The organism is Leptothrix discophora (genome assembly GCF_030705305.1).
In the GTDB taxonomy this organism is placed as follows: domain Bacteria; phylum Pseudomonadota; class Gammaproteobacteria; order Burkholderiales; family Burkholderiaceae_C; genus Sphaerotilus; species Sphaerotilus discophorus.
Genome location: NZ_JAUZEE010000005.1, coordinates 310,873 through 335,984, shown reverse-complemented (window position 1 = coordinate 335,984; position 25,112 = coordinate 310,873). Strand labels below are relative to the sequence as shown.

The following is a 25,112-nucleotide window of genomic DNA, read 5'->3' as shown; positions in this document are numbered from 1 at the left end:
TACCTCTGTGAATGGGGTGGGCCTGACTGCAAGCACGCGGGGAATCCTAGCGTGGACAGCCGAAGAAACCCGAGCAACACCCCTGCTCCACGGGCTGGACGTGCACTATGTACGGGGTGTAGGCCGCACTTTCCGGGCCATCCAGGGGCCCGATCCTGAACTGAAAAAGCAAAAGGCGCATCCAATGGATGCGCCTTCACAGGAAGAACTTCAGTCGCCGCAGCGTGCCCTGGGCCGAGCGCCGGGCCGCCCCAAGGCCGGTCGAGGGGCTTGCTTCAGTGGGCACCTTCGCGGAAAAGGACAACGGAGACCGTCTCGATCAGCACCTGCACGTCCAGCAGCAGCGAGTTGTTCTTGACGTAGTACAGGTCGAACTGGTGCTTGCGGCGGGCGTCCTCGATCGACGCGCCGTAGGAGAAGCGCACCTGGGCCCAGCCCGTCAGGCCCGGCTTGACGGTGTGGCGCAGGTCGTAGAAGGGGATCTGCTCGCGCAGCTGGGCCACGAAGGACGGACGCTCCGGGCGCGGGCCGACCATCGACATCTCGCCGCGCAGCACGCTGATGAGCTGCGGCAGCTCGTCGATGCGGGTCTTGCGGATGAAGGCGCCGATGCGGGTGATGCGGTTGTCGTTCTTGGTCGCCCAGCGCGCCACGCCGTCCTTCTCGGCATCGGTGCGCATGCTGCGGAACTTGATGCACTGGAAGGTCTGGCCGCCCAGGCCGACACGCTCCTGGCGATACAGCGCCGGGCCGCGGCTGTCGAGCTTGATCAGCACGGCGGTCACCAGCATCAGCGGCGAGGCCAGCGTCAGCAGCGTGGCCGAGCTGACGATGTCGAAGGTGCGCTTGGTGAACTCGCGCAGGCGACCCTGCACGAAGCCTTCGCCGTAGACCAGCCAGCTCGACTTCAGGCTGTCGACCGGCACCTCGGCCTTGGTGCGCTCGTAGAAGCCGGCCAGGTCCAGGATGGGCACGCCGGCGATGCGGCAGTCCAGCAGCTGGTCCATCGGCACGCCGCCGCCGCGCTGTTCGCGCACGGCCACGATGATCTCGTTGACGCGGTGCTCGCGCACCAGGTCGGTCATGCGGCGACGCACGTCGAACATCGGCACGCCAGCCTCCAGGGTCGAGCCGGATTCGGCCGCCGCGTTGGCCGACGGGAACACGCCGACCACCTCGTAGCCCTGCCACTGCTCGGCCGAGCGCAGGTCGGCGCAGACCTGGTGGGCCTCGGCGCCGCTGCCGACGATCATCACGCGACGGGTGCCGACGGCGCGGCGGACCATGAAGGCGGTGCCGCGGTACAGGGCCATGCCGCCCATGAGGTAAAGCAGCGAGTAGCCCGTCAGGCGACTGGCATAGCCGTCGTAGGCCATGAACTTGACGGCCAGGTAGGTGATGTAGCCACCGACCAGGAAGACGAAGGCGACCCGCAGGACGACCGGGACCAGGCCCAGGTTGCGGTGCCGGTAGAGGCCCACGAAGGAATACATCAGCGCCATCACCAGCGCGAAGGCCAGGGCCGACAGGATCACGTCGGGCGTGCTGACCGAGGCGATCGCGGCGGAGCCGCCGGTCGCGTGGGACAGGGTCATCGCGGCCATCAGGGTGGCGACGAAGCACAGCAGACCGTCGGCCAGCAGCTCGACGAAATGCGTGCCGGACGTGCGATGCTGAAAGACTCGGAACATTCAGGGACTCCCTCGTGTGTCACTGCCGGCCGGTGTTCCGGTGGCTTCCTTGACACGATGAGAGGGATTTTCGGCACGGACCTGCCCGGAACAACCCTTCATCCGCGTGTTGAAGGCCCTTATCGCATGCAACAGCGGGGAAGCGTGAAGGAGTGGCGCGCTGTTGCAACGTGGCGGCAACGCGTTTGTTCACTTCAGGCGACGCCAAGGCCGGAAATGGAAAACCCTCAGGGCGTCGCGGACGCGTGCTGCGCCCGGGCCGGGCGGGTCGTCAGTGGCGGGGCGCCGCCGTCGGGACATGCTTCAGGAGGTCATCCGGCACGCCTTCCAGCACGTCATCCAGCACGTCACTCAACACTTCAGGCCGACATGCAGCGCGACCACGCCTGCCGACAGGTTGTGCACGTCGACATGGCCGAAGCCGGCCGTCTTCATCATCCGCTTGAGCTCGGCCTGGGGCGGGTGCATGCGGATCGACTCGGCCAGGTACTGGTAGCTCTGGGCATCGCCGGCGATCAGCTGGCCCATGCGCGGCAGCACCTTGAACGAGTACCAGTCGTAGACCTTGCGCAGCGGTGCGGCGACCTGCGAGAACTCCAGCACCAGCAGCTTGCCACCGGGCCTGAGCACACGCGCCATCTCGGCCAGCGCGGCGTCCTTGTGGGTCATGTTGCGCAGGCCGAAGGCGACGCTGACGATGTCGAAGCGGGCGTCCGGAAAGGGCAGCTTCTCGGCATCGCAGCAGGCCGCCGGCAGGCTCATGCCGGCATCGAGCAGGCGGTCACGGCCGGTGCGCAGCATGGCCTCGTTGATGTCGGTGTGAACCACCAGGCCGGTCGGTCCGACCTTGCGCGCGAACTGCTGCGTCAGGTCGCCGGTGCCGGCGGCGATGTCCAGCACCTGCTGGCCCTCGCGCGCACCCGACACCGCGATCGTGTAAGCCTTCCAGACCCGGTGCAGGCCCATCGACATGACGTCGTTCATGACGTCATAGCGCGAGGCCACCGAATCGAACACGCCCCGCACCATGCGGGCCTTCTCGCGTTCGTCGACGGTCTTGAAACCGAAATGGGTGTCGCTCATCGGGTGCCTCAGTGGCTGGCGCAGGCGCTGCCCGCAGGCGGGGGCATGGCGGCGTCACGGTCGACGCCGGCGGCCTTCAGGCGGGCCTCGTAGTCGGCCCACAGCTCGGCCTGACGCGCGCCCAGCTGGTACAGGTAGTCCCAGGTGAAAATGCCGCTGTCGTGGCCGTCGCTGAAGTGCGGCTGGATGGCGTAGTGCCCGACCGGCTCGACCGCGTCGACGTTGACCAGCCGCTTGCCGGTCTGCAGGGTTTCCTGGCCGGGGCCGTGGCCCTGGACCTCGGCCGAGGGCGAGTACACGCGCATCAGCTCGAAGGGGATGGAGAAGCTCGCGCCGTCGGCGAACTCGATGGCCAGCATCCGGCTTTGCTGGTGCAGCGTCAGCGCGACGGGCTGGGCGACAGGCGTGTGGCGCGAACTCATCGCGGCCTCAGGCCTTGCCCTGATTGGCCACGGCTGCGGCGGCCTTGGCGACCGCCTCGGCATCGCCCAGGTAGTAGCTGCGGATCGGCTTGAGGTCGGCATCGAGCTCGTAGACCAGCGGCACGCCGTTGGGGATGTTGACGCCCACGATGTCGGCGTCGGCGATGTTGTCGAGGTACTTCACCAGCGCGCGGATCGAGTTGCCGTGCGCGGCGATCAGCACGCGCTTGCCCGAGCGGATGGCCGGCGCGATCGCGTCGTTCCAGAACGGCAGCACGCGTGCCACGGTGTCCTTGAGGCACTCGGTCAGGGGGATGTCCTCGGGGTTCAGCTTGGCGTAACGGACGTCGGCGCGCTGGCCGCGCGGGTCATCGGCCTCCAGCGAGGGCGGCGGGGTGTCGTAGCTGCGGCGCCAGATCAGCACCTGCTCGTCGCCGTACTGCTTGGCCATGTCGGCCTTGTTGAGGCCCTGCAGCGAACCGTAGTGACGCTCGTTGAGGCGCCAGCTGTGGGCGACCGGCAGCCAGGTGCGGTCCATCTGGTCGAGCGTGTGCCAGAGGGTCCAGATCGCGCGCTTGAGCACGGACGTGTAGGCCAGGTCGAACTCGTAGCCCCCCGCCTTCAGCAGCCGACCGGCCTCCTTGGCCTGCTCGACGCCGGTCGGCGTGAGCTCCACATCGGTCCAGCCGGTGAAGCGGTTCTCGAGGTTCCAGGTGGATTCGCCGTGGCGGATCAGGACGAGCTTGTACATGGTGGTCGGGCCGGTTCGTTGGGGCGGCGAATTCTATAATCCGCCCCCTTCTTTGCTGAGATCGGCCCGACCCGGCCGCACCCCCGTGAGCTTCCTCATCGACAACTGGTACTGGCTCGCAGCAGCCGTGGTTTCCGGCATTGCGCTGCTCGTTCCCGGCCTCGGCAGCAGCCGCGCCGGCATCGCCGTGCAGGATGCCGTCCGACTGATCAACCGCGAGAAGGCCGTCGTCATCGACGTCTGCTCGAGCGACGAATACGCCGGCGGCCACGTCGCTGGCTCGCGCAACATCCCGCTCGACCAGCTGGAGGGCGCCAAGAACCTGCCGTCGAACAAGGACCAGCCGCTGGTGATCGTCTGCGCCACCGGCAGCCGCGCCTCGCGTGCAGCCGCCCGGCTCGTCAAGCTCGGCCACCAGAACGTGCACGTCCTCAGCGGCGGCATGGGTGCCTGGCGCGACGCCAACCTGCCGGTCGAGAAAACGGCCTGAGCCGCGCCACATTCGTCCTGTTCGCAACGGGGCCGCGACGCCCCGGCGCTGCAAGGACGTGACGGGCCGATGACAATTCCGGCCTGACCCCGATGCGCGGCCCGTTCCGCCGCGCACCGCCCTCCCTGGCCCGATGCTTGCGAAGTTGCCCGTCATGAACCACGTCAAGATGTACACCACGCAGGTCTGCCCCTACTGCCTGCGCGCCAAGGCCCTGCTCAAGCAGCGCGGGGTCGATCAGATCGAGGAGATCCGCATCGACCTCGACCCGCAGCAGCGCGACGCGATGATGTCGCTGACCGGCCGGCGCACCGTGCCGCAGATCTTCATCGGCGAGACCCACGTCGGCGGCTGCGACGACCTGATCGCGCTGGACCAGCGCGGCGGTCTCCAGGCGCTGCTGCAAGCGGCCTGAGGCGGCGCTCGATGCCAAGGCCCTGCGTGGCGCGGACGTCACGCCGGGACGCTTGCATCGACAGGACCGACGCGCACAATCGCGCTCCCTGCCCCCCTGGTCGGCCTCGCACCGGCCTTGCTTCGTGAGCACTTCCTCCTCCTCGCATGCCAGTCCGCGCGCACTCGCCGGACTGACCCTCGGCGCCCTCGGCGTGGTCTATGGCGACATCGGCACCAGCCCGCTGTACGCCCTCAAGGAAGTCTTCCACGCCGGCCATGTGCCGGCCACGCCAGACAACATCCTCGGCGTGCTCTCGCTGATCTTCTGGACCATGACCATCGTGGTCTCGCTGAAGTACGTGCTGCTGATCCTGCGCGCGGACAACAACGGCGAAGGCGGCCTGATCGCGATGCTGGCGCTGGCCACCCACGCGGTGCGCGAGCGGCCCCAGCTGCGCGACACGCTGATGGTGGTCGGCCTGTTCGGCACGGCGGTGTTCTATGGCGACGGCGTCATCACGCCGGCGATCTCGGTGCTGTCGGCCGTCGAGGGCCTGGAGGTCGCCGCGCCGCAGCTGCACCACGTGGTGCTGCCGATCACCCTGGTGGTGCTGACCGGCCTGTTCGCGGTGCAGCGCTTCGGCACCGGCGGCATCGGCAAGTTCTTCGGCCCGATCACGCTGGTGTGGTTCATGGTGCTGATCGCGCTGGGCCTGCCGCACGTGCTGGAGAACCCGTCGGTGCTGGTGGCGCTGAGCCCCGGCCATGCCATCCACTTCTTTGCCGAGAACACGCTGGTGGCCTTCATCGCGCTGGGCGCGGTGGTGCTGTGCGTGACCGGCGGCGAGGCGCTCTATGCCGACATGGGTCACTTCGGCAAGTTGCCGATCCGGCTGGCCTGGTATGGCCTGGTGATGCCGGCGCTGGTCGTCAACTACTTCGGCCAGGGCGCGATGCTGCTGGCCGATCCGGCGGCGATCGAGAACCCCTTCTTCCTGATGGCCCCGGAATGGGCCCGCCTGCCGCTGGTCATCCTGTCGACCGCCGCGACGGTGATCGCCTCGCAGGCGCTGATCTCGGCGGCCTTCTCGGTCACGAAGCAGGCGATCCAGCTGGGCATCCTGCCGCGCATGGCGATCAAGCACACCTCCGAGCGCGACACCGGCCAGATCTACGTGCCCTTCATCAACTGGGGCCTGTACGTGTTCATCGTGCTGGCGGTGGCGCTGTTCAAGAGCTCGTCCAACCTGGCCTCGGCCTACGGCATCGCGGTGACGCTGGACATGACGATCACCACCGTCATGACCTTCTACGTGATCCGCTACGGCTGGCGCTACCCGCTGTGGCTGTGCCTGGCGGCCACGGGTTTCTTCTTCATCATCGACGTCACCTTCTTCGCCTCGAACATGCTCAAGCTGTTCGGCGGCGGCTGGTTCCCGCTGGTCATCGGCGTCGGCATGTTCACGCTGATGCTGACCTGGAAGCAGGGCCGCGCGCTGATGAGCGAGCGCCTGCGCGACGACGCGATCGACCTCAAGAGCTTCCTGGAAGCCGTCTTCATCAGCCCGCCCACCCGCGTCGAGGGCACGGCGGTCTTCCTGGCCGCCGAGGCCGGCATGACGCCCAATGCGCTGCTGCACAACCTCAAGCACAACAAGGTGCTGCACGAACACAACCTGTTCGTGACGGTGCGCCACCATGACATTCCCTGGATCCGGCACGACCAGCGCATCCAGATGGAGCCGCTGGGCAACGACTGCTGGCAGGTGATGCTCAATTTCGGCTTCAAGGACGACCCCGACGTGCCCGCAGCGCTCAAGCTGCTCGAAGGCCGCGGCGTGCCGCTCGACGAGATGGACACCAGCTACTTCCTCTCGCGCGACATCGTCATCCCGACGATCGGCGAAGGCATGGCGATCTGGCGCGAGAAGCTGTTCGCGAACATGCACCGCAACTCGGCGGCGGCGGCGGACTTCCTCAACCTGCCGTCCAACCGCATCGTCGAACTCGGCGCAAAAGTCGAGATCTGACGGCCCCCGGCTGCGGCTTACCGCAGCCCCCCCCGAGGGGGTGTCGGCCCGGCGCTCGACCGACCTTCGCCCACCTCCAGGTGAGCGATGTCAACGCTGTTCTGCCTCACCCCCGCATCAGGCGGACGACCAGCAGCGCCAGCAGGGCGCCCCAGAAGGCGCCGGCGGCATGGGCCAGGGGGGCGACCACGATGTCCCAGCCGGCGACGCGGTTCAGCGGGACTTCCCAGGCCCGCTCCAGCAGCAGCTTGAGCAGCAGTCCGCCAGCCAGCGCAAGGCCGAGCCAGCGCTCGCCGCGCCGCTCACCGCGTGACCAGAGCCAGACCGCGCAGACCGCGACGCCGGCGTGCAGCACGCCCGACAGACCGCCGTAGCGCTGCAGCCCCGGTTGCAGCAGCAGGCTCAGGTGGGTCAGCGGCCAGGCCAGCGCCCAGGCCCAGGCCATCTGGCGGGCCGGTTGCAGCAGCCAGCCCAGTGCAGCGACCAGCGTGGCGCCGGCCAGGTTGGCCAGCAGGTGGGTCGTGCTCAGGTGCATCCAGGCCGCGCTCCACCAGCGCCACGGCTCGCTGAAGGCCCGGTCCGGACGCCAGGCCAGCACCTCGCGGCCCAGCGCGTCGCCCGGCCCTTCCAGCAGCGCCGGCACGACCAGCACGCTGAGCATCACCAGCCAGGCGACCTGGCCGGAACTCCAGCGGCGAGGCCGCCGCAGCAGCTTCCAGGTCATGGCCCGGCGTGGCGGTCGGTGCGCCCGGACTCAGGCGCCGAAGACGTGACGCCAGAGCGCCAGCACGGCCTCGCGGTGCGCGGCCATCTCGCCCAGATCGTCCAGCGACGGCCGCGTCGCGGCCTCGTCCAGACGGGCCCGGTGCTGCGCGCGACGCATCTCGCGGTAGGCGTCGGCAGCGGCGTGGCCCATGCCGGGGCCGAGCAGGCCGGCGTGCTCGGCACGCTGGAGCAGCGCGATGTTGCCGGCGTTGTCCTGCAGCGCCGGCACGGTTGCGCTGTGGCTGAGCACGAGGTGCTGGACCGCGAACTCGACGTCCATCATCCCGCCGGGGCCGTGCTTGAGGTCGAACTGGCCGTCCGGCACCGGATGGGCCGCGCGGACCTTCTCGCGCATGGCGCGGATCTCCTCGCGCAGCGCGGCCTCGTCGCGCGGCGCGCACAGCACGGCACGGCGGGTGGCCTCGAAGGGCCCGGCCAGCTCGCGCGCCCCGGCGCACCAGCGCGCCCGCGTGATGGCCTGGTGTTCCCAGGTCCAGGCGGTGTTGCTGCCGCGGCCCTGCTGGTAGCGCTCGAACGAGGCCAGCGAGGTCACCAGCAGGCCCGAGTTGCCGTTCGGCCGCAGGGCGGTGTCGATGTCGAACAGCGCGCCAGCCGAGGTCCGCAGCGACAGCCACGGGATCAGCTTGCGGGCGAAGGCGGCATAGACCTCGGGCGCGCGCTCGTCCTCGTCATCGAACAGGAAGACGATGTCGAGGTCGCTGCCGTAGCCCAGTTCCTTGCCGCCCAGCTTGCCGTAGGCGATGACGGCGAAGCGCGGCGTCTCGCGGTGGCGCTGGCGCAGGTGCTGCCAGGCCCAGCGCAGGGTGCAGTCCAGCGTCGCGTCGGCCAGCAGGGACAGGTCGTCGGCGACCTGCTCGACCGTGATCTCGCCCTCGACGTCGCGCACCAGCGTGCGGAAGGTCTCGGCATGGTGGGCGCGGCGCAGCGTGTCGAGCAGCGATTCCTCGTCGGCCTGGCCGGAGCGGACCCAGGCCGAGTGGCGGTCTTCCAGGTCCTGCTGGAAGCCCGTGGCATCGAAGCGCTCGCGCGCCAGCCGGGCATCGGCCAGCTCGTCGATCACGCCCGGGTGCTGCATCAGGTAGCGCATCGGCCATCGTGCCAGCGCCAGCAGGCGCAGCAGCCGGCCGAGCACCTGCGGCCGCTCGGCCAGCAGCGCGAGGTAGCTGTCGCGGCGCAGCAGCGGCTCGACCCAGTCGATGAAGCGCAGCATCGCCTCGTCACGCTGGCGCGGCGTCAGGGCCTCGTGTTCATCGATGGTCTTGCGGGCCCGCACGAACAGGTGGGTCAGGCGCTGGCGGGCCTCGTCGCGCAGCATGACCACGCGCGGATGCTCGACGAAGCGCTGCACCCGCTCGGCCACCTCGGCGCTCAGGCCGACCAGCAGCGCCGGACTGTCCAGGCTGACCGGCTCGCCGCCGCAGCCCTTGCAGCCGCCACCGTTGCGGACCGGCGGACGACCGTCGTGCAGCAGCGCGTCGAACTCGGTGGCCACGGTCTCGCGGTGGTCACACAGCTGGTCGATCAGCTCGCAGGCCTCGGCCTTGCAGACCAGGCCCAGCGAGCGCGCGATCCAGGCCAGGTCGGCATCGGCGGTCGGCAGCTGGTGGGTCTGCTGGTCGTCCAGGTACTGGATGCGGTGCTCGACGCGGCGCAGGAAGGTGTAGGCCAGGGCCAGCTTGTCGGCGATCTCCGGCTTGATCAGCCCGACCGCCGCCAGCCTCGGCAAGGCCTTGAGCGTCTGGCGGGTGCGGATCTCGGGGAACTGGCCACCGCGCACGACCTGCAGCAGCTGCACGATGAACTCGATCTCGCGGATGCCGCCGCGCGAGAGCTTGACGTCGTTGGCGCGCTCGGGCCGGCCGGCGGCGCGGCGGTTGGCCTCGTCGCGGATCTTGCGATGCAGCTGGCGCAGGCCCTCGAACACGCCGTAGTCGAGGTAGCGGCGGTAGACGAAGGGCGCGACCACCTCGCCCAGCGGCCTGGCCCGCCCGGTCTCGACCGCCGAACGCGGCGCGACGACGCGACTCTTGAGCCAGGCGAAACGCTCCCACTCGCGGCCCTGGACGAGGAAGTACTCCTCCAGCATCGCCAGGCTGACGACCGGCGGGCCAGCGTTGCCGTTGGGGCGCAGGGCCAGGTCCATGCGGAAGACGAAGCCATCCTCGGTCGCCTCGCCGATCAGCGTCTGCAGCGAGCGCGCCAGCCGCGCGAAGTACTCGTGCGCGGTGATCACGCCACGGCCGTCGGGCTGGCCGGTGGTCTGGCCTTCTTCCTCGTAGACGTAGACCAGGTCGATGTCGGAGGACACGTTGAGCTCGCGCGCGCCGAGCTTGCCCATGCCGATGATCCAGAAGTCGATGTCGCCGCCGGCCTCGTTGCGCGGCGCACCGTGCAGCGCATCCAGTTCGGCGCGGGCATGGGCCAGCGCGGCATCGAGCGTGACCTCGGCCAGCTCGGTCATCGCCAGCGTCACCACCGGCATCGGCGCCTGCTGCTCGATGTCGAGCACGACCAGGCGCTCCATCACCAGCTGTCGCACGGTGCGCAGCGCGGCCGGCAGCGGCCGGTGTGCCAGGCGGGCCATCGCGGCCTCGATGGTGGCGCGGCAGGGCGGTCCGGGTGGCAGCAGCGCCAGCTTGTCGCCGAGCACGCGGCGCACCCGCTGCACGTAGCGGCTGTGGGCCGCGTCGGCCTGTGGCAGGGCCTCGAGGCCCGTCTCGTTGGTCACGTTGTCAGTCAAGTCGTCGCCCTCGCATGCCCGGGCCAGCGTGGTTGGCTCCGGCTCTGTCGGGGTGGTCACCCGAAGGGGAACCGCAGCAGAAACGGCGCGAGTATCGTCGTCGCGCCCGCGCTGACGGGGCAATGGGGATTCTCCCCCGCCACGCCAGAATCGCCGGAGAGCCGCCCCGCCCCAGGGTCCGGCCGTGAAGTTTCTGCAGGACATCCGCCATGACTTCGAGCCTTGCCGTCGCCGCCGTCCAGATGGTCTCCAGCCCCGATGTGGCCGACAACCTCGTGCGGGCGGGACGCCTGATTGCCCAGGCCGCCGCGGCCGGCGCCGAGCTCGTCGCCCTGCCCGAGTACTTCTGCCTGATGGGCCACAAGGACCGCGACAAGCTCGCCATCGCCGAGCCCGCCGGCGACGGGCCGATCCAGGCGGCGCTGGCCGGCTGGGCCGCGCAGCACGGCATCTGGCTGGTCGGCGGCACGCTGCCGCTGCGCATCGCGGGGGATCCCGACCATGCCAGCAACACCTGCCTGGCCTATGCGCCGGACGGCTCGCTGGCGGCGCGCTACGACAAGATCCACCTGTTCCGCTACGACGACGGCGAGCGCCGCTACGACGAGGCCGCCACGCTCTGCGCCGGCAGCCAGCCGGTCGCCTTCGACATCCGTTCGCGCGCCGGCACGTCCGTGCGGGTCGGCCTGTCGACCTGCTACGACCTGCGCTTCCCGGAGCTTTACCGCGCGCTGATGTCGCCGCAGTCCTGCGACCTGTTCGTCATGGGCGCGGCCTTCACCTGGCCGACCGGGCAGGCGCACTGGGACGTCCTGCTGCGCGCCCGCGCGATCGAGAACCAGTGCCACGTGCTGGCCAGCGCGCAGGGCGGCACCCACGCCAACGGCCGGCGCACCTGGGGCCACAGCCTGGTCATCGACCCCTGGGGCGTCGTGCAGGCCGTGCAGCCCGAAGGCGAAGGCGTGGTGATGGGCCAGGTCGACCTGGCCCGCCAGGGTGACGTGCGGCGCCAGCTGCCGGCGCTGGCGCATCGGGTGATGTGAGGCGCTCCGGCGCGGCGCGCCAGGCCTGGCTGGACGGGATGCTCAGCGCGAGCCGAACATCATGCGTCGTGCGACCTGCGACTTCACCGGTCCGAGCCGCTCCAGCAGCGCCAGCCCCGCGCCGCGCAGCGTGCTCAGGCCGGGCGCGTTCCAGGTGAAGCTGCGGGCGAGGAAGTCGGTCGTGGCGATCAGCGTCCAGCGATCCGGCGCACGCCGCAGCGCGGCCCGGGCCAGCGCGCGTTCGACGTCGGTGGCCGGATCGCGCACGTCGGCCAGCGCGTCGAGCAGCACATGGGCATCCCGCAGCCCGAGGTTGAGGCCCTGCCCCGCCACCGGATGCAGCGTCTGCGCCGCGTTGCCGATGCGCATGGTGCGGCCCTGCACCAGGCTGCGCTCGGCGTTCAGGCCGAGCGGGAAGCACTTCAGCGGGCCGATGGCGGTCAGCCGTCCGACCCGGCGCGGCAGCTGGTCGGCCAGCACCATCAGGCGCTGGCGGTCGTCAAGGTCACGCACCGGGTCGTCGCCGGTCGGCACGCACCAGACCAGCGCGGCGCGCTGGCGGCCTTCGCGCGCCGGCAGCGGCAGCAGCGCCAGCGGGCCTTGCGGCGTGAAGCGTTCGTAGGCGGTGCCAGGCTCGGCACCTTCGAGCTCGACCGTGCCGACCCAGGCCGACTGCTGGTAGTCGTGGTGCACGCCCTTGCGGGCCTGGTCGGCGAACACGCCGCCTTCGGCGATGACGGCGAGGTCGTGGGTCTCGGTCACGCCGGCGTCGATCTCGACCTCTGCACCGCGCGTCACGACCGCCGCGACCTTGGTGCCCCAGCGGGCCGACAGGCGCTGCGGCTCCTCGGCACAGGCGGCCAGCCAGGCCGCGCGCATCGGCGCCACCAGGTGGCCGTAGGCGATCACCGCGCCGAGCTGCGGCAGGCCTTCGGTCTCGGCCCGGATCAGCACCTCCGGCTCGCCCAGGCGGCTGCGGCCCGGCAGCGGCAGGAGGTCCAGCAAGGCCGGCTGCTGTTGCGACACATGGACCGCGCGGATCGGCTCGGCCTGGGCCGCGATCGCGCCGTCCCACAGGTCCAGCCGGGCCAGGTCCAGCACGGAGCCCTGGGCCAGCGCCAGCGTCCGGGCATCGTGCGAGACATCGTGTTCGGGCGGCAGCGCGTCGTGCACGGTGATGCGGGCCTGCGGCAGCGCGCGCCGGGCCTGCAGCGCCAGCGCCAGGCCGACCGGACCGGCGCCGATGATGGCCAGGCGCAGCGCGTGCGGCGGCGGCGTCGATGGGGACGTGGCGTCGGCGAGGTCGGGGGCGTCAGGCGTCATGGCGAGGGCTCGATCGTGGGGTCCGTGAAGAACGGCAGATTCTGGCGGGTCGGTCGCAACGACGAGGCCGGCGAGGTCAAGCCGATGCGGCAACCGGACGCGTCAGATCGCCAGCGGATCGACGTCGACCGCCCAGCGCAACACCCGCGCGCCGGCCTGCCGTGCATCGTCCTGGAAGGACGGCAGCCAGGCCGCCAGCAGGCGCTGCAGCGCCGGCCGCGACGGCGATTCGACCAGCATCTGCGCGCGTTCGACGTTGGCCACCCGCTGCACCGACGGCGGCACCGGCGGGTAGACCAGGATGTCAGCCCAGGCCGGCTGCTGGGTCTGCAGCTCGGCGGCCCGGCGTGCGGCCTGGGCCAGGAAGGCCATGGCGGACTCCTGCGTGCGCGCCTCGCAGCGCAGCAGCGCCAGGTGCGAGAACGGCGGCAGGCCGGCCTGCTGGCGCTCCAGCAGCTGGCCGGCGGCGAAGGCCGGGTAGTCGTGCGCCGTCAGCGCCGCATAGAGCGGGTGCTGCGGATGCCAGGTCTGGATCCACAGCTCGCTGCGCGCGGCCTGGGCGGCGTCGCGACCGGCCCGTCCGCCGGCCTGCATCAGCAGCGCGAACAGGCGCTCGGGCGCACGGAAGTCGCTGCTGAACAGCGCCGCATCGGCCTGCAGCGCGGCCACCAGCGTGATGCGGCGGAAGTCATGCCCCTTGGCCACCATCTGCGTGCCGACCAGCACGTCGATGTCGCCATCGTGGACCTGCGCGAGCTGCGCCTCCAGGCTGCCCTTGCCACGCGTGGTGTCGGCGTCGATGCGGCCGATGCGCGCGCCGGGCAGGGCGGTGGCGAGCTGCTCCTCCAGCCGTTCGGTGCCGCGGCCGATCGGCTGGATGTCCGGGTCACCGCAGGACGGGCAGGCACGCGGCACGCGCTCGGCAAAGCCGCAGTGGTGGCAGCGCAGCGTGCGGTCGAGCTTGTGGAAGACCCGCCAGGCGCTGCAGTGCGGGCAGTCGCTCTTCCAGCCGCAGCCCGGGCAGTGCAGCACCGGCGCATAACCACGCCGGTTCAGCAGCACGAGGCTCTGCTCGCCGCGTTCGAGCCGGTCGCGCAAGGCGGCCAGCAGCGGCGGCGCGAAGGGTTGGTCACGCAGCATCTGGCGGCCGAACTGTTCCTGCAGCCGCGTCAGGTCGACCAGCCGGACCTGCGGCAGTGCACCCGCGCCGATGCGCGTGGGCATGCCCAGGCGGTGGTAGCGGCCGGTGCCTTCGGGCGAGGGCAAGGCGTTGTGCCAGGTCTCCAGCGACGGGGTGGCCGAACCGAGGATCACCGCCACGCCCTCCTGGCGGGCCCGCCAGACCGCCAGGTCACGGGCCGAATACCGCGCGCCTTCCTGCTGCTTGTAGGACGGGTCGTGTTCCTCGTCGACCACGATCAGCCCCAGCCGTGGCAATGACGCGAACACCGCCATGCGCGTGCCGAGCACGATGTCGGCCCAGCCCAGGTGCGCCGCCAGCCAGTTCTGCAGCCGCTCGGCCGGCCCGAGGCCGCTGTGCAGGGCGACCGTCACGCGGCCAGGAAAGCGGGCCCGGATGCGGGCTTCGAGCTGCGGCGTCAGGTTGATCTCGGGCACCAGCAGCAGCGCCTGTCGACCGGCGTCGAGCGCAGCGGCGACGCGGCGCAGGTAGACCTCGGTCTTGCCACTGCCGGTGGCACCGTGCAGCAAGACCGGATCGGCGCGCTCGGCGGCATCGGCCAGCGCGTCGAGGGCGAGGCGCTGTTCCTCGCTCAGGTCGGGGAGGACGGGAGGGGGCAGGGGCTCCGGCCCAGGCTCGACGGGTGTCTCGGGCGCGGTCGTCGCGGCAGCGGCACCACGTCGCCGCTTCGGGGCCGGCGGCGGCGTGCGGCCCAGACGCTTGTCGAGCCGGCGCAGTCGCCGCTGCAGCGCGGCGGTGTCGAGCTCGCGCAAGTCGGCCGGCAGCACCGACAGCGCCAGTTCGCCGGGCGCGCGCTGGTAGTAGGCGGCCGCAAAGCGGATCAGCGCGCGCCAGCCCGGGCCGAGCGGCGGCAGGGCGTCCAGCACCTCGGCAACGTCGCGCCGGACCGGTGCATCGGCGGCGCCCTCGTCGAGGACCGGGGTGGCGCGGGCGTCGGCCAGCGGTCCTTCGTCGCCCCAGGCGATGCCGCACACCACCCGCCGCCCCAAGGGCACCCTCAGCAGCTGGCCGACGGGCAGCGGCGTGGCGGCGCGGTAGCTCAGGGTGCCCGACAGACCTGCATGTTTCGGTAGCTCAACGAGCACCGCCACGCCATGCCCGGTTTGCGGGGGTGTCCGATCGTCCAGAGCCATTCAGTTAGCCGGCGGAGTTCGCGCGCCTTCGAGATTGAGGACGCAAGTCCATGATCGAAAAGGCTTTTCCCGATCTGTCCACGAGTCCTGTGGATAACTTTGTGGGTAAGCTGCGAAAACGGCTCGCAAGCCCTTGCAGATCAAGCCCCGGCCTTGGATTGCGCAATTGGGAGGCAGCCCCAAAGTTTTGCCAGATCAAGGACTTAGCACCTGTCTTGTGCGTTGGCATGTGCCATTGCAGCAAGCTTGACATGCTGCGGGTTCTTCCTCTGGTCTGGGGACAAGTGGTGGCCGGAACCCACATCTTTGTGGCATTGCACCCCCAAACAGGCAGGCCGACGCGACCGCGCAGCCTGTCACGCTCAGGTCGTCTGCCGCATCCGACGGGAGTGGCTGTGCACCGCTTCGACCAGTGCAGTGACCGCTTCGGGCGGCGTGTGCTGGCTGATGCCGTGGCCCAGGTTGAAGACGTGGCCGGGGTGGTTGCCGTAGCTGTCGAGCACCTTGCGGGCCTCCGCGGCAATCTGATCGGGACCGGCGAACAGCACGTTCGGATCCAGGTTGCCTTGCAGCGCGACGCGGTGGCCGACGCGTTCGCGGGCGCGGCCGAGATTGACGGTCCAGTCCAGCCCGATCGCGTCGGTGTCCAGGCCGGCGATTTCGTCGATCCACAGGCCGCCGCCCTTGGTGAAGACGATGCGCGGGATCTGCTGGCCGTCGTGGCTGCGGTGCAGCTGGTCGAGCACGCGGCGGGTATAGGCGAGGCTGAAGGCCTGGAAGGCACCGTCGGCCAGCACGCCGCCCCAGCTGTCAAACACCATCACGGCCTGGGCACCGGCCTCGATCTGGGCGTTCAGGTAGGCCGCAACCGCGTCGGCATTGACCGCCAGGATGCGGTGCATCAGGTCGGGCCGGCGGTACATCAGCGACTTGACCAGGCGGTAGTCGTCGCTGCCGCCGCCTTCGACCATGTAGCAGGCCAGCGTCCACGGGCTGCCCGAGAAGCCGATCAGCGGCACGCGCCCGTTCAGCGCCTGCCGGATCGAGGTGACCGCGTCGAACACGTAGCGCAGCTTGGCCATGTCGGGCACGGCGAGTTCCGCGACGGCCGCTTCGTCACGCACGACCTTGGCGAACTTCGGACCTTCGCCCTGCGCGAAGCTCAGGCCCAGGCCCATCGCGTCGGGCACGGTCAGGATGTCGGAGAACAGGATCGCCGCATCCAGCGGATAGCGGTCCAGCGGTTGCAGCGTGACCTCGGTCGCGTACTGCACGTTGGTCGCCAGCCCCATGAAGCTGCCGGCCTTCGCGCGCGTGGCGCAGTACTCCGGCAGGTAGCGACCGGCCTGGCGCATCAGCCAGACGGGCGTGTGGTCGGTGGGCTGGCGGCGCAGCGCGCGCAGGAAGGTGTCGTTGAGCAGTGGAGCGTTCATCGTGCGATTGTAGGAAGCGTCAGACGGCGCCCCGCGGGGGCAGCTCCAGAAACGACAACGCCCGCTGGCAGGCGGGCGTTGCGGGATGAGCCTCGAACGCGCAGCGTCCGGTCTCGTCGGGCGATGCCGTGTCGGGCATCGCCGGACCCTCACTTCTTGCGGAAGCGGCGCACGGCGGCGATCTGCGCGGCCATGGCCGCGAACTCGCTCTGTGCACGGGCCAGGTCCAGGTCGCTCTTGGCGTTCTTCATGGCCTCTTCGGCCACGCGCTTGGCCTCTTCGGCCTTGGCCTCGTCCAGGTCATGACCGCGGATGGCGGTGTCGGCCAGCACGGTGACGCGGTCGGGCTGGACCTCGAGGATGCCGCCAGCGACGAAGACGAACTCTTCTTCGCCGCTGTCGGCGCGCTCGATGCGCACCGCACCCGGCTTGATCCGGGTGATCACCGGCGTGTGCTTGGGCAGGATGCCCAGCTCGCCGTTCTCGCCCGGCAGCGCGACGAACTTCGCCTCGCCCGAGAAGATCTGCGCTTCGGCGGAGACGACGTCGACGTGAATCGTTGCCATGGTTTTCCTTCTTTTGCGATTGAAGACAGTTCAGTAAGCAAGCAGACGACGTCCGGACTGGGCGCCCGGGCGTCGTGCGTGCGGCTTACTGGATCTTCTTCGCCTTCTCGAAGGCTTCGTCGATGGTGCCGACCATGTAGAACGCCTGCTCCGGCAGGTGATCGCACTCGCCGGCGACGATCATCTTGAAACCACGGATGGTTTCCTTCAGCGGCACGTACTTGCCCGGCGAGCCGGTGAACACCTCGGCGACGTGGAAGGGCTGCGACAGGAAGCGCTGGATCTTGCGGGCGCGCGAGACGGCCAGCTTGTCTTCCGGAGCCAGTTCGTCCATGCCCAGGATGGCGATGATGTCGCGCAGTTCCTTGTAACGCTGCAGGATGGCCTGCACCGCACGGGTGGTCGAGTAGTGTTCCTCGCCGACCACGTTCGGGTCGACCTGGCGCGAGGTCGAGTCCAGCGGGTCCACGGCCGGGTAGATGCCCAGCGCAGCGATGTCACGCGACAGCACGACGGTGGCGTCCAGGTGGGCGAAGGTCGTGGCAGGCGACGGGTCGGTCAGGTCGTCCGCAGGGACGTACACGGCCTGGATCGAGGTGATCGAGCCGACCTTGGTCGACGTGATGCGCTCTTGCAGGCGGCCCATTTCCTCGGCCAGCGTCGGCTGGTAGCCCACGGCGGAAGGCATGCGGCCCAGCAGCGCCGACACCTCGGTACCGGCCAGCGTGTAGCGGTAGATGTTGTCGACGAAGAACAGCACGTCACGGCCTTCGTCGCGGAACGACTCGGCGATGGTCAGGCCGGTCAGCGCGACGCGCAGACGGTTGCCCGGGGGCTCGTTCATCTGGCCGTAGACCATCGACACCTTGGACTCGCCCAGGTTCTCGAGGTTGACGACGCCGGAGTCGGCCATCTCGTGATAGAAGTCGTTGCCTTCGCGGGTGCGCTCACCGACGCCGGCGAACACGGACAGACCCGAGTGCGCCTTGGCGATGTTGTTGATGAGCTCCATCATGTTGACGGTCTTGCCCACGCCGGCACCACCGAACAGACCCACCTTGCCGCCCTTGGCGAACGGGCAGATCAGGTCAATCACCTTGATGCCGGTTTCCAGCAGCTCCTGCGACGGGCTCAGCTCGTCATAGGCCGGGGCCTTGCGGTGGATCGACGCCGACAGCTCCATGCTGACCGGACCGCGCTCGTCGATCGGGTTGCCCAGCACGTCCATGATGCGGCCCAGCGTCGCGGGGCCGACCGGCACCGTGATCGGGGCGCCGGTGTTGGTCACCTCGATGCCGCGGCGCAGACCGTCCGACGAGCCCAGCGCAATCGTGCGGACCACGCCGTCGCCCAGCTGCTGCTGGACTTCGAGGGTCAGCGCCGTGCCTTCGAGCTTGAGCGCGTCGTAGATCTTGGGCATGTTGCTGCGCGGGAACTCGACGTCCACCACGGCACCGATGCACTGAACGATCTTGCCGACCGCCTGAGTCGTGTTTGCCATTTTTCGTTCCTTCAAACTTGATTCGTTGCGTCGTCCGGCCTGTGGCGCGGATCAGCCCACGGCGGCAGCGCCACCGACGATTTCCGACAGTTCCTTCGTGATGCCGGCCTGGCGGGTCTTGTTGTAGACCAGCTTGAGTTCGGCGATCAGGTTGCCGGCGTTGTCGGTCGCCGCCTTCATCGCGACCATGCGCGCGGACTGCTCGGACGCCATGTTCTCGGCCACGCCCTGGTAGACCAGGGCTTCGGCGTATCGCACCATCAGGTTGTCGATGACCGACGGCGCATCCGGCTCATAGATGTAGTCCCAGCCATGCGACTTCTGCTCGTCGGCCGACTGCGCCAGGCGCTCGTCCGACAGCGGCAGCAGCTGCTCGACCTGCGGCTCCTGCTTCATCGTGTTGATGAAGCGCGTGTAGCAGAAGTAGACCGCGTCGAGCTTGCCTTCGGCGTACTGGTCCATCAGCACCTTCACCGGCCCGATGAGCTTGTCCAGGTGCGGCGTGTCGCCGAGCTGGGTGGCCTGCGAGACCACCTTCGCGCCGATGCGGTTGAGGAAGCCCAGGCCCTTGTTGCCGATGGCAACAGCCTGGACCTTCACGCCCGCCGCGTCGAGCTCGCGCATCTTGGTCGTGACCGCGCGCAGCACGTTGGTGTTCATGCCGCCGCACAGACCCTTGTCGGTCGTGACGACGATCATGCCCACCGCCCCGGTCCCGCTGTTCTTCACCACGAAGGGGTGGCGGTACTCGGGCGTCGCACGCGACAGGTTGGCCGTGATGTTGCGGATCTTGTCCGCATACGGGCGGGCCGCCCGCATGCGTTCCTGCGCCTTGCGCATCTTGGACGCGGCGACCATTTCCATGGCCTTGGTGATCTTCTTGGTGTTCTCCACCGATTTGATCTTGCCGCGGATTTCCTTGCCTGCCGCCATGACGGTGCTCCTAGTGGGTCAACCGTGGGGGATCAGGCGAAGGACTTCTTGAACGCAGCGATCGCGCCTTGCAGCTCGGCTTCCGCGTCCTTGTCCATGGCCTTGGCATCCTCGAGCTTCTTCAGCAGCGCGGCGTGGCTGGTCTTCAGGTACTGGTGCAGACCGCTTTCGAAGGCCAGGACCTTCTTGACGTCCACGTTGTCCAGGAAGCCCTTGTTCGCGGCGTACAGCGAAGCACCCATCAGGCTGATCGGCAGCGGCAGGTACTGGGCCTGCTTGAGCAGCTCGGTCACGCGGGCACCGCGGTCGAGCTGCTTGCGGGTCGCTTCGTCCAGGTCCGAGGCGAACTGCGCGAACGCGGCCAGTTCACGGTACTGCGCCAGGTCGGTACGGATACCGCCGGACAGGCTCTTGATCAGCTTGGTCTGGGCGGCACCACCGACGCGCGACACCGAGATACCGGCGTTGATGGCGGGGCGGACACCGGCGTTGAACAGGCTGGTTTCCAGGAAGATCTGACCGTCGGTGATCGAGATCACGTTGGTCGGAACGAAGGCGGACACGTCACCGGCTTGCGTCTCGATGATCGGCAACGCGGTCAGCGAGCCGGTCTGGCCCTTGACCTCGCCCTTGGTGAACGCTTCGACGTAGTCGGCGTTCACGCGGGCTGCACGTTCGAGCAGACGGCTGTGGAGATAGAACACGTCGCCGGGGAACGCTTCGCGGCCCGGGGGACGACGCAGCAGCAGCGAGACCTGACGGTAGGCGACGGCCTGCTTGGACAGGTCGTCATAGACGATCAGCGCGTCCTGGCCGCGGTCGCGGAAGTACTCGCCCATCGTGCAGCCGGTGTAGGCCGAGATGTACTGCATGGCGGCCGACTCGGAGGCCGACGCGGCGACGACGATGGTGTAGTCCATCGCGCCGTTCTGTTCCAGAGCGCGCACCACGTTCTTGATCGACGAAGCCTTCTGGCCGATCGCGACGTAGATGCAGGTCATGTTCTGACCCTTCTGGTTGATGATCGCGTCGATCGCCACGGCGGTCTTGCCGGTCTGGCGGTCGCCGATGATCAGCTCGCGCTGGCCACGGCCGACGGGCACCATCGCGTCGATCGACTTCAGACCGGTCTGCACCGGCTGGTCGACCGACTTCCGTGCGATCACGCCCGGAGCGACCTTCTCGATGACGTCGGTCATCTTCGCGTTGATCGGGCCCTTGCCGTCGATCGGCTGACCCAGCGCGTTGACGACGCGACCCACCAGTTCGGGGCCGACGGGGACTTCCAGGATGCGGCCGGTGCACTTGACCGTGTCGCCCTCGGAGATGCCCTCGTACTCGCCCAGGATCACGGCGCCGACGGAGTCGCGCTCGAGGTTGAGCGCCAGGCCGAAGACGTTGCCCGGGAACTCGAGCATTTCACCGGCCATGACGTCGCTCAGACCGTGGACGCGCACGATGCCATCCGTCACCGACACGACGGTGCCCTGGTTGCGGATGTCAGCGTTCGCGCCAAGGCCCTCGATGCGGCTCTTGATCAGTTCGGAAATTTCTGCGGGATTCAGTTGCATAGCTTGCTCCCAGTCTGGTCAATCGGCCTCATCGCTGAGTGGCGTCGTTTGACTCGGGGATGGGGGAAAGCGCAAGGTGCTTCAAGCACCGAGCGCCACCTTCATGCGTTCAAGACGGGCCTTCACCGAGGTGTCGAGCACCTCGTCGCCAACCACCACGCGGACACCACCGATCAACTCGGGGGCCTCGACGACGGTGGCTGCGAGCTTGCGTCCAAAACGCTGCTCGAGTGCCGACACGACCTCAGCCAGTTGCTGGGCATCGATCGGGTAGGCACTGTGAATGACCGCGTCAGAAACGCCCGTGGCCGCGTTGACCAGCGCATGGAACTGTTCAACCGCTTGCGGCAGGACAGTCAGGCGCCCGTTGTCGATCACGGTGCGCAGGAAGTTCTGCACGCCAGGAAGCAGCTCGGAGCGCGCCGCACCGACCACCACCTCGTAGACCTGTTCAGAGGTCACCTTGGGGTTGCCGGCGAGCTGGCGCACGCCTTCGTGAGCTGCCACCTCGGCCAGGACCTGCAATTGCCGGCCCCAGTCCGCGAGGTTGCCTTGGCGCGCGACCTGGTACAGCGCTTCCGCATAGGGACGCGCGATGGTTGCGAGCTCGGCCATGCTCAGAGCTCCGTCTTCAGACGCGCAAGCAGTTCTGCATGCACGGCGGCGTTGACTTCGCGCTTGAGGATCTGCTCGGCGCCCTTGACGGCAAGGCCGGCGACCTGTTCACGCAGAGCTTCACGAGCCTGGATGGACTGTTGCTCGGCTTCGGCCTTGGCGGCGGCGACGATCTTCGCGCCCTCCTCCTCGGCACGGCGCTTCGCCTCGTCGACGATGGCCTGGGCACGCTTCTCGGCGTCGGCCAGCAGCTTGGTCGTCTCGTTGCGCGACTGGACCAGTTGCTCTTCGACCCGCTTGTTGGCGGTGGCCAGCTCAGCCTTGGCCTTGTCGGCAGCCGCGAGGCCGTCGGCAATCTTCTGGGCGCGTTCGTCCAGTGCCTTGGTCAGCGGCGGCCAGATGAAGCGCATCGAGAACCAGACAAGGATCGCAAAGACGATCGCCTGCAGGAACAGGGTTGCGTTGATGTTCACGGCTCGATCCTTTCGCTCGTGAAAGGGTCGTGAGGAATCAGGCCGCGATGACGAACGGATTCGCGAAGGCGAACAGCAGGGCGATGGCCACGCCGATCAGGAAGGCCGCGTCGATCAGGCCGGCCAGAATGAACATCTTGGTCTGCAGTTCGTTGATCAGCTCAGGCTGGCGAGCCGACGATTCAAGGAACTTGCCACCCATCAGGGCGATACCGATCGAAGCGCCGATGGCACCCAGACCGACGATCAGACCGCAAGCCAGAGCGACGAAGCCGAGGACGTTTTCCATGAAGTTCTCCTGTTGGATTGGAAAGGAAGGGTGAGGAAAAGGGAGGGAGCAGTGAGGGCCGGACGACGCCTCGGACTCAGTGCGCGTCGTGCGCCTGACCCACGTAGATCAGCGTCAGCATCATGAAAATGAAGGCCTGAAGCGTGATCACGAGGATGTGGAACAGCGTCCAGACCGTGCCCGCGATCAGGTGACCGATCGCCAGGCCGATGCCGGTGGCGCTGAGGGTGAAGGCACCGCCCATGAGGGCGATCAGCATGAACACGAGTTCGCCGGCAAACATGTTGCCGAACAGTCGCATGCCGTGGGACACGGTCTTGGCGAGGAACTCGATCATCTGCATCAGGAAGTTGACCGGGTAGAGCACGACCTTGTCGCCGAACGGCGCGGCCACGAGCTCATGCGCCCAGCCGCCAATGCCCTTGATCTTGATGTTGTAGAACACGCAGACGAGCAGCACGCTGGTCGACAGGCCGAGCGTGGTCGACAGGTCGGCCGTCGGCACGACGCGCATGTAGTCCTTGAATCCCAGCGCGGGACCTGCCGAGTGCCAGAACTGGGGGATCAGGTCGACCGGCAGCATGTCCATGAAGTTCATCAGGAAGATCCAGACGAACACGGTCAGCGCCAGCGGGGAGACCAGCTTGCGGCTCTTGGCGTTGTGGATGACGCCCTTGGCCTGGTTCTCGACCATCTCCGCGAGGATCTCGACCGCAGCCTGGAAACGACCCGGAACACCCGAAGTCGCGGCGCGAGCGGCGCGCCACATCAGGAAGCAGCCGATCACGCCCAGCACGATCGAATAGAAGACCGAATCCAGGTTGAACACGCTGAAATCGACGATCGACGTCTGCTTGACGCTCTGGAAGTCAAAGTTCTTCTGCAGATGCTGCAGGTGATGAACGATGTACTCGCCCGCCTTCGGGCCGTGTTCCGCAACTTGTCCTTCAGCAGCCATCGTGGGTACTCGAACGCTGGTCCGGAGACCGTTTGATCTTCCAGCCCTGCAACAGCAGAGCCAGCCAATTCATCTTGAGGCACACGACCACGGCGACCAACAACGCTGGCCAGCTCAGATCGGGCACAACCTTCACCGCCGCCGCCAGCATGGCGACGGTCAATGCAACTTTCGCGAACTCCCAGACCATGAAGCCGAACGCCGCAGCGCCCGCCTTCTCGACCTGAAGCCGGCCCATCCCGCGCGCCATCAAGGCGTTGGGCAGAACCACGGCGGCCGAACCATACAGCGCGGACCACACAACTTCCTGACGATCTGCCAGCAGCCACGCGAAGATGGCCAGCAGGCAACCCGCCGCGGCTTGCGCCGCAACCACCCGCCAGGGAGACAGCAGCGGATGGCGAGACCTCATGGCCAGGACCTCTTCACGGGTCCAGACCTTGATCGGCTCTTCAGCCTCGTTGGGATCGACCGGACTGTCGCGCCACGCCTTGTCGGGTTCGCCGTCGGGTTCTCGTGAAACCGTGGACATGGGCGTTCTTCCGGTCGGGTCCAGCAAAGCCGGCGAATTGTACGTGGAAACCCCCACACTTCCAGCCACTTCCTGAGCGGCAAAACACCAACCCGGGGCAGCCGCACCGCGAACGTGCGCTGAAAACAACAAACGGTCACGACGCTTGGGATAGCCCCGAAGGTCGCCCGGAAATGACTTGCTGACCGGCCCTCGGATGTGGCTCAGGCTCGCCCGAAATGCGCCGGCAGTCCAGGCACGTCGACCCGCATCGCGAGCACGCAACCGGCCCAGGGCTGCGCGGCGAGCTCGGCCTCGGGGCGGTTCTCGCGCGAGGTCGTGATGTAGAGCGTGCGCAGGTCGGCGCCGCCGAAGCAGGGCATGGTCGGACACCGCACCGGCAGGCGGACCTCGCGCACGATCCGCCCGTCCGGCGCGATGCGCAGCAGGCGCTGGCCCTCGAACATCGCCACCCAGTAGCAGCCTTCGCTGTCGACCGCCGCGCCGTCGGGCCGACCGCCGTAGGTCGACAGGTCCTGGCCGGCCTGCTTGACGGGGAAGTCCATGAAGACGCGCTCGCGGCTCAGGCTGCCCTCGGCCGGATCGAAGTCGAAGGCGCTGATGCGATGGGCCTTGGTGTCGGACCAGTACAGCGTGCGGCCGTCCGGGCTCCAGGCCAGGCCGTTGCTGACGGTGATGTCGCCGGCGACACGGTCCAGCGCGCCCGGCTGCCAGCGGTACAGCGCGGCCTGCGGCTGACGCGGCTCGTGGATGGTGCCGACCCAGAAACGGCCCTGCGGGTCGCACTTGCCGTCGTTGAAGCGCTCGCTGGCGACGTCGTAGGGCGGTGCGGACAGTCGGGCGCGGCCGGAGGTCCCGGGGTCGAAGCGCCAGATGCCATCGCGCATGCCCAGCAGCAGGCCACCGCCGAGCAGCGGCGCGCAGCAGGACGGCTCGACCGGAAAGTCCCAGTGCCGCGTCGCGCCGGTGGCCGGATCGAGCCGGTGGAGGCGGCGGCCGGGAATGTCGCACCAATACAGGACCTGTTCGGTCGGGTGCCACATCGGCGATTCACCGAGCAGGGCCTGCTCGGTAACCGGTCGGATGTCGTCGTCGGGATGCATGGGCACGGTCTCCGGATAGCGGTACGCCGGGGTCGGCGGCGGCGCGATG

General features: G+C 68.7%; 23 protein-coding genes. 4 read left to right on the top strand and 19 right to left on the bottom strand.

Annotated elements, in window-relative coordinates:
- Positions 1-275: 275 nt before the first annotated feature.
- The 4 genes from Q8X39_RS11860 to gpmA form a co-directional block, all read right to left on the bottom strand.
- Positions 276-1,691 carry a TIGR03013 family XrtA/PEP-CTERM system glycosyltransferase gene (locus Q8X39_RS11860; protein ID WP_305749876.1) on the bottom strand — a complete coding sequence of 472 codons (1,416 nt, stop codon included), beginning with the start codon at positions 1,689-1,691 and terminating at the stop codon, positions 276-278.
- A gap of 351 nt (positions 1,692-2,042) precedes the next feature.
- Positions 2,043-2,774, bottom strand: coding sequence for a bifunctional demethylmenaquinone methyltransferase/2-methoxy-6-polyprenyl-1,4-benzoquinol methylase UbiE (gene ubiE, locus Q8X39_RS11855; protein ID WP_305749875.1), 732 nt, complete (start codon positions 2,772-2,774; stop codon positions 2,043-2,045).
- Between the two features lie 8 nt (positions 2,775-2,782).
- Positions 2,783-3,196, bottom strand: coding sequence for a gamma-butyrobetaine hydroxylase family protein (locus tag Q8X39_RS11850; protein WP_305749874.1), 414 nt, complete (start codon positions 3,194-3,196; stop codon positions 2,783-2,785).
- A 7-nt stretch (positions 3,197-3,203) separates the two neighbouring features.
- Positions 3,204-3,947, bottom strand: coding sequence for a 2,3-diphosphoglycerate-dependent phosphoglycerate mutase (gene gpmA / locus Q8X39_RS11845; RefSeq protein ID WP_305749873.1), 744 nt, complete (start codon positions 3,945-3,947; stop codon positions 3,204-3,206).
- Between the two features lie 85 nt (positions 3,948-4,032).
- On the opposite strand from gpmA, the gene Q8X39_RS11840 reads away from it, so the two are divergent.
- The 3 genes from Q8X39_RS11840 to Q8X39_RS11830 all read left to right on the top strand — a co-directional run bounded on the left by Q8X39_RS11840 (position 4,033) and on the right by Q8X39_RS11830 (position 6,863).
- The gene (locus Q8X39_RS11840; RefSeq protein ID WP_305749872.1) at positions 4,033-4,437 is read left to right on the top strand and encodes a rhodanese-like domain-containing protein; all 405 of its coding nucleotides are present in this window, start codon (positions 4,033-4,035) and stop codon (positions 4,435-4,437) included.
- Between the two features lie 154 nt (positions 4,438-4,591).
- On the top strand, positions 4,592-4,852 hold the full coding sequence (grxC, locus tag Q8X39_RS11835; protein ID WP_305749871.1) for a glutaredoxin 3: 261 nt from the start codon (positions 4,592-4,594) through the stop codon (positions 4,850-4,852).
- Positions 4,853-4,976: 124 nt separating this feature from the next.
- Positions 4,977-6,863, top strand: coding sequence for a potassium transporter Kup (locus tag Q8X39_RS11830; protein ID WP_305749870.1), 1,887 nt, complete (start codon positions 4,977-4,979; stop codon positions 6,861-6,863).
- A gap of 106 nt (positions 6,864-6,969) precedes the next feature.
- On the opposite strand, the gene rrtA is transcribed toward Q8X39_RS11830, so the two are convergent.
- Both rrtA and glnE read right to left on the bottom strand, forming a co-directional pair.
- Positions 6,970-7,587 carry a rhombosortase gene (rrtA, locus tag Q8X39_RS11825; protein WP_305749869.1) on the bottom strand — a complete coding sequence of 206 codons (618 nt, stop codon included), beginning with the start codon at positions 7,585-7,587 and terminating at the stop codon, positions 6,970-6,972.
- A 30-nt stretch (positions 7,588-7,617) separates the two neighbouring features.
- Complete coding sequence (glnE, locus tag Q8X39_RS11820; protein WP_305749868.1) at positions 7,618-10,389, bottom strand: bifunctional [glutamate--ammonia ligase]-adenylyl-L-tyrosine phosphorylase/[glutamate--ammonia-ligase] adenylyltransferase; 2,772 nt, start codon at positions 10,387-10,389, stop codon at positions 7,618-7,620.
- Positions 10,390-10,598: 209 nt separating this feature from the next.
- On the opposite strand from glnE, the gene Q8X39_RS11815 reads away from it, so the two are divergent.
- A complete protein-coding gene (locus Q8X39_RS11815) occupies positions 10,599-11,432 on the top strand; it encodes a carbon-nitrogen hydrolase family protein (protein ID WP_305749867.1) in 834 nt (277 codons plus the stop codon).
- Positions 11,433-11,474: 42 nt separating this feature from the next.
- Here Q8X39_RS11815 and Q8X39_RS11810 read toward each other — a convergent pair whose 3' ends face one another.
- From Q8X39_RS11810 to Q8X39_RS11750, 13 genes are all read right to left on the bottom strand, one after another.
- Complete coding sequence (locus Q8X39_RS11810) at positions 11,475-12,755, bottom strand: FAD-dependent monooxygenase (protein ID WP_305749866.1); 1,281 nt, start codon at positions 12,753-12,755, stop codon at positions 11,475-11,477.
- Between the two features lie 102 nt (positions 12,756-12,857).
- The gene (locus tag Q8X39_RS11805; RefSeq protein ID WP_305749865.1) at positions 12,858-15,089 is read right to left on the bottom strand and encodes a primosomal protein N'; all 2,232 of its coding nucleotides are present in this window, start codon (positions 15,087-15,089) and stop codon (positions 12,858-12,860) included.
- Between the two features lie 362 nt (positions 15,090-15,451).
- Positions 15,452-16,522 (bottom strand): uroporphyrinogen decarboxylase, encoded by a 1,071-nt coding sequence (hemE, locus tag Q8X39_RS11800; protein WP_305749864.1) that lies wholly within the window; start codon positions 16,520-16,522, stop codon positions 15,452-15,454.
- Between the two features lie 149 nt (positions 16,523-16,671).
- A complete protein-coding gene (locus Q8X39_RS11795; RefSeq protein ID WP_305749863.1) occupies positions 16,672-17,088 on the bottom strand; it encodes a F0F1 ATP synthase subunit epsilon in 417 nt (138 codons plus the stop codon).
- Positions 17,089-17,173: 85 nt separating this feature from the next.
- A complete protein-coding gene (gene atpD, locus Q8X39_RS11790) occupies positions 17,174-18,589 on the bottom strand; it encodes a F0F1 ATP synthase subunit beta (RefSeq protein ID WP_305749862.1) in 1,416 nt (471 codons plus the stop codon).
- 51 nt (positions 18,590-18,640) lie between these two features.
- Positions 18,641-19,522 carry a F0F1 ATP synthase subunit gamma gene (gene atpG / locus Q8X39_RS11785; RefSeq protein ID WP_305749861.1) on the bottom strand — a complete coding sequence of 294 codons (882 nt, stop codon included), beginning with the start codon at positions 19,520-19,522 and terminating at the stop codon, positions 18,641-18,643.
- Positions 19,523-19,554: 32 nt separating this feature from the next.
- Positions 19,555-21,093, bottom strand: a complete 1,539-nt coding sequence (atpA, locus tag Q8X39_RS11780; protein ID WP_305749860.1) for a F0F1 ATP synthase subunit alpha — start codon at positions 21,091-21,093, stop codon at positions 19,555-19,557.
- A gap of 81 nt (positions 21,094-21,174) precedes the next feature.
- Positions 21,175-21,708, bottom strand: coding sequence for a F0F1 ATP synthase subunit delta (locus Q8X39_RS11775; RefSeq protein WP_305749859.1), 534 nt, complete (start codon positions 21,706-21,708; stop codon positions 21,175-21,177).
- A 2-nt stretch (positions 21,709-21,710) separates the two neighbouring features.
- Positions 21,711-22,181 (bottom strand): F0F1 ATP synthase subunit B, encoded by a 471-nt coding sequence (locus Q8X39_RS11770; protein WP_305749858.1) that lies wholly within the window; start codon positions 22,179-22,181, stop codon positions 21,711-21,713.
- Between the two features lie 37 nt (positions 22,182-22,218).
- On the bottom strand, positions 22,219-22,470 hold the full coding sequence (gene atpE / locus Q8X39_RS11765; RefSeq protein WP_130482658.1) for a F0F1 ATP synthase subunit C: 252 nt from the start codon (positions 22,468-22,470) through the stop codon (positions 22,219-22,221).
- A 76-nt stretch (positions 22,471-22,546) separates the two neighbouring features.
- On the bottom strand, positions 22,547-23,428 hold the full coding sequence (atpB, locus tag Q8X39_RS11760; protein ID WP_305749857.1) for a F0F1 ATP synthase subunit A: 882 nt from the start codon (positions 23,426-23,428) through the stop codon (positions 22,547-22,549).
- On the bottom strand, positions 23,418-23,960 hold the full coding sequence (locus tag Q8X39_RS11755) for an ATP synthase subunit I (protein ID WP_305749856.1): 543 nt from the start codon (positions 23,958-23,960) through the stop codon (positions 23,418-23,420). The genes atpB and Q8X39_RS11755 overlap by 11 nt, the downstream gene beginning before the upstream one ends.
- A 203-nt stretch (positions 23,961-24,163) precedes the next feature.
- On the bottom strand, positions 24,164-25,063 hold the full coding sequence (locus Q8X39_RS11750) for an SMP-30/gluconolactonase/LRE family protein (protein WP_305749917.1): 900 nt from the start codon (positions 25,061-25,063) through the stop codon (positions 24,164-24,166).
- Between the last annotated feature and the right edge of the window lie 49 nt (positions 25,064-25,112).

Bases quoted from the DNA above. Each gene is read 5' to 3' on its own strand.
- Q8X39_RS11815 (WP_305749867.1), top strand. From the start codon at position 10,599: ATGACTTCGAGCCTTGCCGTCGCCGCCGTCCAGATGGTCTCCAGCCCC.
- atpE (WP_130482658.1), bottom strand. From the start codon at position 22,470: ATGGAAAACGTCCTCGGCTTCGTCGCTCTGGCTTGCGGTCTGATCGTC.
- Q8X39_RS11775 (WP_305749859.1), bottom strand. From the start codon at position 21,708: ATGGCCGAGCTCGCAACCATCGCGCGTCCCTATGCGGAAGCGCTGTAC.
- Q8X39_RS11750 (WP_305749917.1), bottom strand. From the start codon at position 25,063: ATGCATCCCGACGACGACATCCGACCGGTTACCGAGCAGGCCCTGCTC.
- atpG (WP_305749861.1), bottom strand. From the start codon at position 19,522: ATGGCGGCAGGCAAGGAAATCCGCGGCAAGATCAAATCGGTGGAGAAC.
- Q8X39_RS11860 (WP_305749876.1), bottom strand. From the start codon at position 1,691: ATGTTCCGAGTCTTTCAGCATCGCACGTCCGGCACGCATTTCGTCGAG.
- gpmA (WP_305749873.1), bottom strand. From the start codon at position 3,947: ATGTACAAGCTCGTCCTGATCCGCCACGGCGAATCCACCTGGAACCTC.
- Q8X39_RS11795 (WP_305749863.1), bottom strand. From the start codon at position 17,088: ATGGCAACGATTCACGTCGACGTCGTCTCCGCCGAAGCGCAGATCTTC.
- atpB (WP_305749857.1), bottom strand. From the start codon at position 23,428: ATGGCTGCTGAAGGACAAGTTGCGGAACACGGCCCGAAGGCGGGCGAG.
- Q8X39_RS11755 (WP_305749856.1), bottom strand. From the start codon at position 23,960: ATGTCCACGGTTTCACGAGAACCCGACGGCGAACCCGACAAGGCGTGG.
- atpA (WP_305749860.1), bottom strand. From the start codon at position 21,093: ATGCAACTGAATCCCGCAGAAATTTCCGAACTGATCAAGAGCCGCATC.
- grxC (WP_305749871.1), top strand. From the start codon at position 4,592: ATGAACCACGTCAAGATGTACACCACGCAGGTCTGCCCCTACTGCCTG.
- Q8X39_RS11850 (WP_305749874.1), bottom strand. From the start codon at position 3,196: ATGAGTTCGCGCCACACGCCTGTCGCCCAGCCCGTCGCGCTGACGCTG.
- rrtA (WP_305749869.1), bottom strand. From the start codon at position 7,587: ATGACCTGGAAGCTGCTGCGGCGGCCTCGCCGCTGGAGTTCCGGCCAG.
- Q8X39_RS11805 (WP_305749865.1), bottom strand. From the start codon at position 15,089: ATGGCTCTGGACGATCGGACACCCCCGCAAACCGGGCATGGCGTGGCG.
- hemE (WP_305749864.1), bottom strand. From the start codon at position 16,522: ATGAACGCTCCACTGCTCAACGACACCTTCCTGCGCGCGCTGCGCCGC.
- Q8X39_RS11810 (WP_305749866.1), bottom strand. From the start codon at position 12,755: ATGACGCCTGACGCCCCCGACCTCGCCGACGCCACGTCCCCATCGACG.
- atpD (WP_305749862.1), bottom strand. From the start codon at position 18,589: ATGGCAAACACGACTCAGGCGGTCGGCAAGATCGTTCAGTGCATCGGT.
- ubiE (WP_305749875.1), bottom strand. From the start codon at position 2,774: ATGAGCGACACCCATTTCGGTTTCAAGACCGTCGACGAACGCGAGAAG.